The organism is Blautia sp. DFI.3.45, from assembly GCF_020593505.1.
GTDB classification, from domain to species: domain Bacteria; phylum Bacillota; class Clostridia; order Lachnospirales; family Lachnospiraceae; genus Blautia_A; species Blautia_A wexlerae.
On the sequence record NZ_JAJDMI010000018.1, the window covers coordinates 18,675 to 31,247 of the forward strand.

Here is a 12,573-nt window from a genome sequence, read left to right on the forward strand (position 1 = left end):
TTTCCTCCTTATCATTTTCTTACCTGTTGTTTATATTTGATGCTTTATAGTCGGAGAACTGCCATAGTGAATCTTATGGCAGTTCTCCGGTTTGAACATCCTTGTCCTGTATTCACACTGCTGTATCGGCAGTATTTTTATGGAATTGCTGCAATTTCAGATCAGGCAGCCATATTTATGTTCTTCGCAGCCTGGTCTCAAACAAATTACTACTGTGCTAAAGTTGCATTTGCGAAGTTAAATGCTCCGTCCGGAGATACATATACGCCAGACAGATAAGATTTTGTAGAATAGATGATCTGGTCATTGCCAAGGAATAACCATGGGCATGCTTCCCATGCGATCTTCTGAGCATCGCCGTAGTATTTAGCCTGCTCTTCTTCGTTAGCTGTTGCAAGACCTTCATCCATATCTTTATCAAAATCAGCATCGTTGAAATATGCTGTGTTTGCACTTGTAGGAGGGCACATTGTGCTGTAAAGCAGGGAACGTAAAGAACCATCCATTGTGAAGTCAGATGCAGACCAGTTTACATACCACATATTGATCTCAGCATCTTCTTTGTCAACATAAATCTTGTCACTTACAGTTGCAGGCTCCATTGGCTGAACGTCAACTTCGATACCGATCTGAGCAAGCTGCTGGGAAATAAATGTCATACCTTTGATTTCCTGTGTTGTGTTATCGCCCCACAGAGTAAGTTTGAATCCGTCTTCGTATCCGGCTTCTTTCATAAGTTCTTTTGCTTTGTCTACATCATATGTGTAAGCTTCCTGCTCTTCATATCCGCCGATGATAGATGGAACTACAGATGTAGCCGGTTTTCCGTATCCGGAATACATTAACTGGATGTATGCATCTTTGTCGATCGCATAGTTCATAGCCTGACGTACTTTTACATCAGAAAGCTGTTCCAGATCCATGTTCAGAGTTACATATCTCATGATGTTGGAGTCTGTTGTAAGGATGTTTACATCGTCTGTTCCTTTGATTGCTTCAATCTGGTCAGACGGTGTAGGATAGATGAAATCTGCTTCACCTGTCTGAAGCATAGCTGTACGTGCACCTGCTTCCGGAACCTCTTTGATTGTTACAGTGTCAACGCCCGGTTTGTCTCCCCAGTAATCATCATTGCGCTTAAAGCTTGTGTGGTCTCCCTCTTCCCATTCTGTACATACATATGGGCCGGTTCCGCATGGATGGTTCATGATATCATTGCCATACTCTTCAAGAGCTGCAGGGCTGATGATACAGAACTGTGTCAGACGGTTGATAAATGGTGCCCATGCCTGTGTCAGTTTGATAACCAGTGTGTAATCATCCGGTGTTTCAATGCTGTCTACACGAGGTGTTTCAGATCCGTCTTCGTTAGTTACGATAAATGTTCTTCTCTGACGAAGATTGTTGTCTTTGTTAACTACACGATCGTAGTTTGCTTTAACTGCTGCTGCATTGAAGTCTGTTCCGTCCTGGAATTTAACGCCCTGACGAAGTTTGAAAGTATAAGTAAGAGAGTCATCGGAAACTTCCCATGATTCAGCAAGTTTGCCTGTTAATTCCTGGTTCTCATCAAAAGAAACCAGTGTCTCATATACACCACGTGTAGCAGAGATTGCGTTTGTATCCGGAATGTTTGCCGGGTCCATGGAGCTTACGCTTCCTTCGATTGCGATCACCAGATCATTGTCGGATGATTTGGAATCTTCATTTGTGGCTTTGAGAATATAGCCGTCATCATCTGCTGCAAATGCTGTAGCGGACATGGAAACTGTCATTACTCCTGCAAGAGCTGCTGCCATAACTTTTTTGTACATTTTCATAGTTTTCTCTCCTTTTCTTTCTGTACATTGTTACTTAGTTACAATCACGAAGTTAATTTTGGGTACAAAAAAAGTGTTTTTATATTTTTGCGTCTTTGCAATGTATAAAAATCGTGCAGCAATCCATTTACTTACATGCGCCTTTGCATCTTCATAAAAACACTTAGTTGTTTAACTTGACTCCAGTATAGCAATCTGTTGTCCTATTGTCAATTATTTTGTCGTATTTTATATTATTTTGGTGGTATTATACCAATATCTGACAGTGAAATTGGTATAAATCACTATGGATCAAGGATTATTTATTCTTGTTTGGTATTATTTAGCTATAATCTGTACAAACAATAAATCCTTTAAACCTTATAGTTGGTTCAGAGGACTTATGTTGTTATCATATCTGTTTCTTCACATGAACCTGTAACTGATTGTACGGGATTTCAATTCCGTTTGCATCAAATGCTTCTTTGATCAGTTCATTAAGCCGCCACCTAGCAGGCCAGTATTTCTCCGTAGCCACCCACACACGCAGGCCCATGACCACTGCGCTCTCTCCAAGCTCATCTACAAACACCACCATTCCCTGGTCGTCTTTCGTATCTTCATCATTATGAAGGATTTCTTCCAGGATTGCTTTTGCTTTCTTAATGTCTGAATCATAAGAAATTCCTACTTTGATCTCCAGCTTACGAAGATCTCTGGCAGTTACATTTGTAATAATGCTGCCGGACAGCGTTCCATTTGGGATTACAATGTGTTTGTTATCTATGGAAATCAGAGTTGTATAACAGATTTCTATTTTGTATACAGTTCCTTCGCACCCATTCTGCTGTGCAATAATGATATAATCCCCAACCTGAAATGGTTTGAAGATCAGAAGCATGATCCCGCCTGCGATATTTGCAAGGCCGCCCTGCAATGCAAGACCTACCGTTACACCGGCAGTACCAAGCAGTGCTGCAATAGAGGATTCCTTTACACCAAAATGAGTGGCAATGCTAAATACCAGCAAAATGTAAAGTACAATTCTCAACAGCGACCCTGTAAACTGGATCACACCTTTGTCTACAGACGCACGCTCCATGGACTTCTTTATGAAAGAAACAAACCACTGGATCACTTTGCGCCCGCCCACAAATACCAGCAATGCCATTACTACTTTCAGCCCCAGTTTCGTCAAAGCCGGAAGATAGTCTGAAAAATACTGCTTATAGCTGTAATATAAACTTTTTGCCTCCTGAATTTCCTGGTCCAATATTTTTCACCTGCTCTCTTATATTTTTGTCATATATTATTTTTCTGCCCTTCTTTCATTTAACAGGCAGCTTTTCATATAATATCAGGGTTAAAAGATATCTTTCCCCTGACTTGATATCTACGAATTACTCCGCTGCTTTGCAGATCCCGCAATTCTCATATAAGAGTAGCATAACATACCTCATTCTCTGTAACAATCAATTTTATTCGGGCAAAAAAAGAAAGCGGACAATATATCCGCTTTACTGACACAGGATTTCACGCTCTGATGAGCTAAAATCAATATGCATTATTTATAAGGATTGCTATAAGCGCAGAATAATACCCTCATTTCCCGAAAACAGAAAATAAATAATTAGTTGAATAATCAGTATCGCTGGAACTCCTGTCTTAAATTTCGGCTTTCTTGTTTTATGATGAAATACCTTCATACCGGCCAGAGCTCCCACCGACCCTCCGATCACCGCCAGAAATATCAGCTGCGCTTCCGGTATGCGCCACTGTCCGGCTTTTGCCCTGCTTTTATCCAAGCCATAGATAAAAAATGTGACTACATTAATGATAATCACATAAATATATAGAAGATTTGTAGATGTCATCTGCACCTGCGAATTCCTTTCTTTAATCTTAACATGCCAGACCTGCTATCACTGATTCAAAATCCTCATCATAACCATCATATTTAAGTTCCAGAGGTTCTTCCACATCAAGGCTTAATACTCCGAGAATAGATTTGGCATCAATAAAAATTTTTCCTTTAGATACAATGTCAATATCAAATGGACATCTGACTGCCGCACAGACCAGTTTCTTTGCTGCCTCTACGTCATTAATCTTAATTGTCTTATTTGCTGTTGTCATATTCGGTAATCTCCCTTCCCTTTTGGTCTCCGTCCTATTGTCAGGACTTTTATATTGATTTTTTGACCCAGTCGTATTATACTGATTCACACATTGATATACAAACGTTATTTTTCTATATCAGATATTCTATTTTTATATAGCATAAGGAGCCGACTGTATCATGATTCTTGATTATTATCGTATTTTTTACTATGTTGCCCAGTATAAGAGTTTTTCCAAAGCAGCCGACGTTATGGGAAACAATCAGCCTAACATTACCCGGTGTATGAACATTCTGGAGAATGAACTGGGATGTAAACTTTTTATCCGTTCCAATCGCGGAGTACAGCTGACCATTGAAGGAGAAAGACTTTTTGAACATGTATCAATTGCAATAGAACAGCTTGTATCAGGAGAAAATGAACTTCTCAAAGATAAAGGTCTGGAAAGCGGACTTGTAAATATTGGTGCCAGTGAAATCGCACTGCGTTTATTCTTGCTGAACGAACTGGAAGTCTTTCATCACCGTTATCCACATGTAAAGCTGAGGATTTCTAATCATTCCACACCACAGGCAGTTCAGGCACTGGAAAACGGTCTGGTAGACTTTGCAGTAGTTACCACACCTGTCGCCCTGAAAAAACCGCTTCAGAGAATTCCCCTCTATTCTTTCCGCGAGATCCTTATAGGCGGAGAGGAATATGCGGAAACAGCTTCCAACAAACACTGTCTTCAGGATCTGCAGGATATCCCTCTGATCGGGATTGCTCCCGGAAGCAGTACAAGAGAATTATATACACAGTATTTTATGCGCCATAACCTTCCCTTCTCACCTGATATGGAAGTGGCAACTACTGACCAGATCTTCCCTATGGTGCAGCACAACCTGGGAATCGGATTCTTCCCTGAAGAGCTTGCTGCTGAACATATTGCTCAGGGGAAAATCGTCCAGATTCCCATTGAAGAGCCTCTTCCTGAACGAAAGATCTGTCTGATCCGCAATGTAAAAAGGCCACAGAGCATTGCAGCACGCAGCCTTGAAGAACACCTCACATCACACCGGGAAACAGAATAACTGTTACTGCAGACAGCAGTACCCCAAAAAACAGGGATCACTCCTGCAGATATCCGGTCTGCAGTGGTAATCCCTGTTTTATTGATGTTATTTATTTAATCCTTTCATGGATAAGCTGATACGTTTTTTCTTCATATCAACTCCGATTACTCTTACATCTACGATATCCCCTACACTCACCGCTTCCAGAGGATGTTTGATAAATCTCTCTGTCATCTCGGAAATGTGCACCAGACCGTCCTGATGTACACCGATATCTACAAATGCACCGAAATCAATAACATTACGGACAGTTCCCTTCAGCACCATTCCTTCTTTCAGATCTTTCATTTCAAGAACGTCTGAACGAAGGATCGGTTTCGGCATGTCATCACGAGGATCTCTTGCCGGTTTCTCCAGTTCCTTTACAATATCACGAAGTGTGATCTCACCGATTCCCAGTTCTGCTGCCATCTTCTTATAGTCTTTTACCTGCAGGGAAAGTCCAAGGAGATTTCCTGCCACAACATCATTTGGCTTATATCCAAGTTTTGAAAGAAGTGCAGATGCTGCTTCATAGCTCTCAGGATGTACACTTGTTGCATCCAGAGGATTCTTTCCACCTGAAATACGCATGAAACCTGCACACTGTTCAAATGCCTTCGGTCCTAATTTCGCTACCTTGAGAAGTTCTTTTCTGTCTGTAAACTGACCGTTCTCTTCTCTGTAAGCTACGATATTTTTGGCAATTGCTTTGCTGATACCGGAAATATACTCAAGTAAAGATGCAGATGCTGTATTTAAATCTACACCAACTTTATTTACACTGTCTTCTACAACGCCGCTTAATGCTTCATCCAGTTTCTTCTGGTTCATATCATGCTGATACTGACCCACACCGATAGATTTCGGATCGATCTTAACCAGTTCTGCAAGCGGATCCTGTACACGTCTTGCAATGGAAGCCGCACTTCTCTGTCCTACATCAAAGTTCGGGAATTCCTCTGTCGCCAGTTTGCTTGCAGAATACACAGATGCTCCTGCCTCATTTGTGATAACATACTGCACCTTTTTTTCCGGGATTTCTTTGAGCATATCTACGATCACCTGCTCGGATTCACGACATGCTGTACCGTTTCCTACTGAAATAAGGGATACACCGTATTTTTCGATCATACCTTCCACTGTATCCTTGGCAGCACGGATCTTTTTCTCAGTAGTCGGAGCTGTGGGATAAACAACTGTTGTATCCAGAACTTTACCTGTTGCATCTACAACTGCCAGCTTACAGCCTGTACGGAACGCAGGGTCCCATCCAAGTACGACTTTGCCTGCGATTGGAGGCTGCATCAGAAGCTGTTCCAGATTCTTGCCGAATACATGGATCGCGCCGTCTTCTGCCTTATCAGTAAGGTCACTGCGGATTTCTCGCTCGATAGCCGGTCCGATCAGACGTTTGTAACTGTCTTCTACAACTGCTTTCAGAATCGGAGTTGTATTCGGGTTGTCTTTTTTGATCACTCTCTTATTCAAATAACGAAGGATGTCTTCCTCCGGTGCATTTACTTTAACAGTGATAAATTTCTCTTTCTCACCACGGTTTAACGCAAGAATACGGTGTCCTGCCAGTTTCCTAACCGGCTCCTCGAATTCATAATACATCTCATATACAGACTGAGTTTCCGCATTCTTTGCTGTGGAAGAAATACTTCCGTTCTTTGTTGTCAGGTTACGGATGTAGATACGATAGTCTGCTTCATCGGAAATACGCTCTGCAATAATATCTTTAGCTCCATTCAATGCTTCTGCAACATTCTTAACACCCTTTTCTTCGGAGACGTATGCCTTGGCTTCCTCTTCTACCGGCTTGTCTGTCATCTGCAGAAGAATGATATCTGCCAGTGGTTCCAGCCCTTTCTCTTTGGCAATTGTCGCACGGGTACGGCGTTTCGGGCGATATGGTCTATATAAGTCCTCTACTACAACCAGTGTCTGGGCATCCAGAATCTGTTTCTTCAGTTCCTCAGTCAGCTTGCCCTGGTCTTCGATGCTCTTTAATACCTGATTCTTCTTATCTTCCAGATTTCTCAGATACGTCAGTCTCTCAAAGAGTGTACGAAGCTGCTCATCATTAAGGGAACCTGTTGCTTCTTTTCTGTATCGGGAAATGAATGGGATGGTGTTGCCTTCGTCAATTAATTTGACTGCGGCTTCTACCTGCCATTTCTCCACTTTCAATTCCTGTGTGATTACCTGAATAATATCCATTAATTTTTTATCTCCTCTTGTTGCTTTTCAGAATGCAGATACGTGTAATCGACCCTTGCATCCACATTGTTTTTCTTCTATAGCATAAAAAACGCTCTTGTGATAGGGTATCAATCTGGCGTTCATTTGTCAAGTGTGGGATTGATTCTGCCAATATGATACATACTGCCGGAATAACATTAGCCAAAATATTCATCCAGTTGTCTGATAAACTCTTCCGGCACTTTCCGTTCAAACGGAAAAATTTCGATGTTTCCCAGTCTGTCCGCGATATGCCCCAGTAAAATCGCGCTTCTCTCCAACGACCAGTCCGACAGCAGTGCAATGGTATCATGACGTGTATGCATGCCAAATCCATCCCTGTTTAATGTCATAGCCGGAATACCTTTCCACGCAAAGGTGTTAGAATCGCTTCCCCAGATCTGATTCTTTGTAGACATGCCGATTCCTGTCTCATGAGCCATATATGTGATCATATTGCAGATTGACGCATCACCTGTCACTCCTACAACCGTTCCGCCCACAAGCTGTCCTGCGAGGTCTACATTCATATTGAAACGATGAGCCGGAAGTTCTGTTTCATGTTCTTTAATATAGTTCCGACTTCCAAGCAGACCTTTCTCTTCTGCACCAAACCATACGAATTCCATTGTTCTGCGTGGTCTGTGTTCTTTGAAATATCTGCAAAGTTCCATGATGATCGCGGCACCGGACATATTATCGTAAGCACCAGGTCCCTCCGGTACTGAATCATAGTGTGCAGTAAGAGTCAGGATCTCCTCTGCTTTATCTGTTCCTTTGATTCGTGCCACTACATTTCGGGATGTACGTGTCACTGTCTCCTGTTCTACGGACAGGCAAGCCTTAGCTGCCCCTCTTGTCACTAGTTCGACAGCATCTTTATAATGAATGCTTACACCCGGAATTCTGTTATCGTAATTTGCCGCTTCTATCCCGGCTGCTTTTTTCTCTTCACCTGGCAGATTCTTCGGTAAGCTGTATGCACGCGGTGTCAAATCTACGCCCTCGTCCAATGGGGAACCGGCAATACTGATAAAACCGGCTACACCTGCTTTCACCAGTTTCTGGTACAGTTCCTTTCTTACCGGGTCATTTACCATAACAATTTTTCCTCTGGCATTTGCGAGGCTGATCTCATCAGCATTCTCCACATACAAAAAAGATTCATTCCGTCCATTCTCATCTGTATTGGCACATCTTCCACATCCGGTTACTGTATATTCTTTTGCATATGGTTCCGTTATCGTAAGCTTCGCCTTTTTTACCTGAAAAGTTTCAAAACAAAACTCTTCCAGATGGTTCTCCACACCAAAACTATTCAATGTTTCCTGAATAATCGTTGCTGCTTTTTCCTCTCCTACAGTTCCTGCCTCTCTGATATAATCAAACTCCGCCAGAAACTCCATCTGACGTTTTCCACTGATTTCATTTGTGTTCATAATTGTAAAAACCTTCCTCAAATATATTTATGCTACCAGCAATTATTCCTATTATACCATTTACGTATAAGCTTTTTCCACCATTATAAATGAGAAAATTCAGTAAAACCAAATTAATAAAAATAAAAAAGACCTTTATCAACATTTTTACATTGTGTCAGTTAAAGGTCTTTCATATTATGATTTTATTTCAAGCTATTGAAGTATTCATCCCATGGTTTTGGTTCGTTATCTTCTTCCTCTTCCGGAATTGTCTGACTCTGCAGGCTGTCCTGTACTTCTTTACTCTCTGAAGAATCATATGGGTTATCCTGTGTCGTTCTATTATTTTCCACAGAACCATACAAACTATCCTGGGTATTCTCACTTGCTGCATTATTCTGCACTTCTTTGTTCTCATCCGAAGCCACTGATGAATCACCTGTCACACTCCAGAACTGCTGCGGATGCGTCTGATCTTCCTGTGGCTGTTCGTTCTGTGAATAGCTGTCAAACATGGGATTCACATAGTCTCGTGCCACACGTTCTTCTTCCTCTTTCTGCACTTTAAGCTCCCCTGTCAGATCACGATAGAACATTACTTCTGTCATGGCCATATATGGAAATATCCACAAGAGTGCAATATAGAATGTAAAAACAGAAAGAAACATCAATGGGATAAAGCTTATCTTCAGCATCAGATATCTTCCGAAGTTTCCATGCATCATCTCCAGACTCTCTTTCATAGCCTCTGTACTTTTCAATTCCGGCTTATCTGACAGAATATAATAAGTCATCTCCAGAGGAATAACCAGAATCTGATAAACAATCATTCCAACGATCATCAGAACAACACCTGTATACAGCCAGGTGATCAGCACCTCCACAGAAGCATCTTCACCCGGAAGATTCGCATTACTGTAAATCGTATAGGGCAGCATGGTAAGCAGATTCAGTACTGCCATAAAAAATCCGGCAACGATCACTCTGTCCGGATGATGTCTGTAAAAATAAAACAGGTCATTTAATGAATATACTTTCCCTCTGGCAATATTCAGATACATATAATTCATACCTGCCGCGACCACATTGATCAGCAGAGTCAGAATAAATGTAAATGCATACGACAGCACAATATCAATTGTTTCCTCTCCCGGAAATAAAGCCGAGGATATCATGCTGCTGATCAGAGCCAGTGCCTGAACTGCAACAAATGCCAGGATCAGTATCCCATATTTTCCTGACATGGCCTGCTTCGCATAGTTTTTTAATTCACGTCTCGATGTCATGTAATTCTCCTAAATCAGTCTGCCAGACCAAAGGCATCATGTACTGCATTCATTGCGCGCACGCCGTCCTTTTCATTGATCAGAACTGTCACACGAATCTCGGATGTAGAGATCATATTGATGTTTACGCCCTCATTATAGAGGCTCTCAAACATCTTTGCTGCTACTCCGGGATTACTCATCATTCCTGCACCTACGATGGAAAGCTTCGCAATATTTCTCTCAGAATGAAGCTCTGCAAATCCAAGTCTTGCCTGATTTGCATCCAGAACTGCAACTGCATCATCCAGATCATTTCCATCTACTGTGAAGGAAATGTCCTTTCTGCCCGCACGTCCGATAGACTGCAGGATCACATCTACATTAATATTCTTCTTCGCAAGGGTATCAAATAATTTAAAAGCCACACCCGGCTCATCCTTTAATCCGATTACCGCAATTCTCACTGCATCTGTATCCAGCGCAACACCGCTGATCAACATTCTCTCCACTGTAACTTCCTCCTTTACCACAGTTCCTTCACTGTTGTTTAAACTTGAACGTACCACAAGCGGCACGCCATATTTCTTCGCCATCTCCACAGAACGGTTGTGAAGCACACCTGCCCCGAGAGTCGCAAGGTCAAGCATTTCATCGTAAGTGATCTCTTTGAGCTTTCTTGCTTTCGGAACCTTACGCGGATCTGCTGTGTAAACACCATCTACATCTGTATAGATTTCACAGGCATCTGCATGAAGAGCAGCCGCAAGAGCAACCGCTGTTGTGTCAGAACCGCCTCTTCCAAGAGTCGTATAATCATCATACTTGTCAACTCCCTGGAAACCGGTAACTATTACAATCTTTTTGTTGTCCAGCTCTCTTCTGATACGCTCTGTATCAATTCTTTTTAAACGTGCATTTCCATGACTGCTTGTCGTATGCATGGAAACCTGAAAAGCATTCAGGGAAACCGCAGGAACTCCCAGTTTATCCATCGCCATTGCCATCAGTGCAACAGACATCTGTTCTCCGATGGTAAAGAGCATATCCATCTCTCTTTTCGGCGGTTTCTCATTGACATCCCTTGCCATAGTGATCAGTTCATCCGTATATTTCCCCATTGCGGACAGAACGACAACCACGTCATTTCCTTTTCTGTACTCTTCTATACAGCGGTTGGCAACATTAAAGATACGTTCTTTATTTGCAACCGATGTACCGCCAAATTTCTTGACAATCAACATTGTTTTACTTCCTCCATAATAAGTTTACAGGAAAGAGAAGATTCTCATATCTTCCCTTTCCTGTTCTGTTTACAGTAATCACTGTACAAATATTTATCTGAAGTATTGTATCAGTGTCCACCTTATCAGGCACACTATATGATACACGAAATCTGTCAGTTTATCAATCTTTAACTCGAATCTTTGCAAGTACCTGATCTCCGATCTGAGCCAGTTTCTCTTCAAATGCTCCCTGTGTCATTTCATCAGTGATAAATGCACATTCCTGTGGAAGCTGTCCCAGGCTGATGATCTCAACATCACCAAATACCTTCTTCGCTTCTTCTGCTGCTTCTTTTTTAATTCTCACAAAAAATCTTCCTGTCACTTCATCCAGTGGTTTCAGTACTGCCGGAGTGCTGTTCCAGTTTGTCACAATGTTAACATGGAGATGTTTTGCGGCATCCACAATATCACCAACTACAGCACTTGCTGTAGGCAGTTTACCTGCACCGCTTCCATAGAACATGGCATCTCCAAGCATATTTCCATGTACAAATACTGCATTAAACACATCATTTACACTGTAAAGAGGGCTGTTCTGGCCGAGCATAAACGGTGCTACCATTGCATAACAGGTTCCATCTGCCAGTCTGCGGCTGGTTCCAAGAAGTTTGATGGTTCTGCCAAGCTTCGCAGCATACTCCATATCTTCAGGTGTGATCTTTGTAATTCCCTCTGTATAAATATCTTCAAAATCAAAATATCTCTCATAAGCAAGAGAGGAAAGGATTGCGATCTTACGGCATGCATCGTATCCTTCCACGTCGGCGGTAGGATCTGCCTCTGCATAACCCTTCTGCTGTGCTTCCTTTAATACAGTGTCAAATTCACAGCCTTCTGTGCTCATCTTATAAAGCATGTAGTTGGTAGTTCCGTTCAGGATACCTGTTACTTCGTCAATCTCATCTCCTGTAAGGGAAGAATTGATGACACGAATGATCGGGATTCCGCCGCCACAGCTTGCTTCAAATAAGAAGTTAATGCTCTTTTCCTTTGCAATATCCATCAGCTCGCGGCCATGCTTTGCAACCAGAGCCTTATTGGAAGTGCAGACATTTTTTCCTGCCAGAAGTGCCTTCTTTACAAAAGTATAAGCAGGCTCCACACCGCCCATAACCTCTACTACAATATCTACTTCCGGATCACTGACGATCTGTTCATAATCATGGACCAGAACCTTCTCTACCGGCTGTCCCGGAAAATCACGAAGATCCAGAACATATTTTACATGAAGTTCCTGTCCGGCACGTCTGGAAATGCTCTCTTTATTTTCATTTAATACTTCAAATACACCGCTTCCAACTGTGCCATATCCTAAAATTGCTACATTGATCATTTTCT

At 42.0% G+C, this 12,573-nt stretch carries 10 protein-coding genes; 1 reads left to right on the top strand and 9 read right to left on the bottom strand.

Annotated features, from left to right (window positions below):
• Positions 1 to 209: 209 nt before the first annotated feature.
• The 4 genes from LJE09_RS08260 to LJE09_RS08275 form a co-directional block, all read right to left on the bottom strand.
• Complete coding sequence (locus tag LJE09_RS08260) at positions 210 to 1,820, bottom strand: glutathione ABC transporter substrate-binding protein (RefSeq protein WP_022380018.1); 1,611 nt, start codon at positions 1,818 to 1,820, stop codon at positions 210 to 212.
• Between the two features lie 391 nt (positions 1,821 to 2,211).
• Complete coding sequence (locus LJE09_RS08265; protein ID WP_118331220.1) at positions 2,212 to 3,072, bottom strand: mechanosensitive ion channel family protein; 861 nt, start codon at positions 3,070 to 3,072, stop codon at positions 2,212 to 2,214.
• A 307-nt stretch (positions 3,073 to 3,379) separates the two neighbouring features.
• The gene (locus tag LJE09_RS08270; RefSeq protein ID WP_020993650.1) at positions 3,380 to 3,673 is read right to left on the bottom strand and encodes a DUF1294 domain-containing protein; all 294 of its coding nucleotides are present in this window, start codon (positions 3,671 to 3,673) and stop codon (positions 3,380 to 3,382) included.
• 28 nt (positions 3,674 to 3,701) lie between these two features.
• Entirely contained in the window at positions 3,702 to 3,935 is a 234-nt protein-coding gene (locus tag LJE09_RS08275) for an HPr family phosphocarrier protein (protein ID WP_020993651.1), read from the bottom strand.
• 163 nt (positions 3,936 to 4,098) lie between these two features.
• On the opposite strand from LJE09_RS08275, the gene LJE09_RS08280 reads away from it, so the two are divergent.
• On the top strand, positions 4,099 to 4,992 hold the full coding sequence (locus tag LJE09_RS08280) for a LysR family transcriptional regulator (protein WP_008706289.1): 894 nt from the start codon (positions 4,099 to 4,101) through the stop codon (positions 4,990 to 4,992).
• A gap of 87 nt (positions 4,993 to 5,079) precedes the next feature.
• Here the strand turns inward: LJE09_RS08280 and LJE09_RS08285 are convergent, their stop codons facing one another.
• The 5 genes from LJE09_RS08285 to LJE09_RS08305 form a co-directional block, all read right to left on the bottom strand.
• Complete coding sequence (locus LJE09_RS08285) at positions 5,080 to 7,239, bottom strand: Tex family protein (protein ID WP_118409152.1); 2,160 nt, start codon at positions 7,237 to 7,239, stop codon at positions 5,080 to 5,082.
• A gap of 179 nt (positions 7,240 to 7,418) precedes the next feature.
• A complete protein-coding gene (locus LJE09_RS08290) occupies positions 7,419 to 8,699 on the bottom strand; it encodes a M28 family metallopeptidase (RefSeq protein WP_227311157.1) in 1,281 nt (426 codons plus the stop codon).
• 185 nt (positions 8,700 to 8,884) lie between these two features.
• A complete protein-coding gene (locus LJE09_RS08295; RefSeq protein WP_227311159.1) occupies positions 8,885 to 9,967 on the bottom strand; it encodes a DUF975 family protein in 1,083 nt (360 codons plus the stop codon).
• A gap of 14 nt (positions 9,968 to 9,981) precedes the next feature.
• Positions 9,982 to 11,190, bottom strand: coding sequence for an aspartate kinase (locus LJE09_RS08300; RefSeq protein ID WP_227311161.1), 1,209 nt, complete (start codon positions 11,188 to 11,190; stop codon positions 9,982 to 9,984).
• Positions 11,191 to 11,353: 163 nt separating this feature from the next.
• Positions 11,354 to 12,568, bottom strand: coding sequence for a homoserine dehydrogenase (locus tag LJE09_RS08305; RefSeq protein WP_025578840.1), 1,215 nt, complete (start codon positions 12,566 to 12,568; stop codon positions 11,354 to 11,356).
• Positions 12,569 to 12,573: the final 5 nt, after the last annotated feature.

Coding starts and splice junctions, on each gene's coding strand:
- LJE09_RS08260 (WP_022380018.1), bottom strand. CDS start 1,820: ATGAAAATGTACAAAAAAGTTATGGCAGCAGCTCTTGCAGGAGTAATG.
- LJE09_RS08270 (WP_020993650.1), bottom strand. CDS start 3,673: ATGACATCTACAAATCTTCTATATATTTATGTGATTATCATTAATGTA.
- LJE09_RS08275 (WP_020993651.1), bottom strand. CDS start 3,935: ATGACAACAGCAAATAAGACAATTAAGATTAATGACGTAGAGGCAGCA.
- LJE09_RS08280 (WP_008706289.1), top strand. CDS start 4,099: ATGATTCTTGATTATTATCGTATTTTTTACTATGTTGCCCAGTATAAG.
- LJE09_RS08285 (WP_118409152.1), bottom strand. CDS start 7,239: ATGGATATTATTCAGGTAATCACACAGGAATTGAAAGTGGAGAAATGG.
- LJE09_RS08290 (WP_227311157.1), bottom strand. CDS start 8,699: ATGAACACAAATGAAATCAGTGGAAAACGTCAGATGGAGTTTCTGGCG.
- LJE09_RS08295 (WP_227311159.1), bottom strand. CDS start 9,967: ATGACATCGAGACGTGAATTAAAAAACTATGCGAAGCAGGCCATGTCA.
- LJE09_RS08300 (WP_227311161.1), bottom strand. CDS start 11,190: ATGTTGATTGTCAAGAAATTTGGCGGTACATCGGTTGCAAATAAAGAA.
- LJE09_RS08305 (WP_025578840.1), bottom strand. CDS start 12,568: ATGATCAATGTAGCAATTTTAGGATATGGCACAGTTGGAAGCGGTGTA.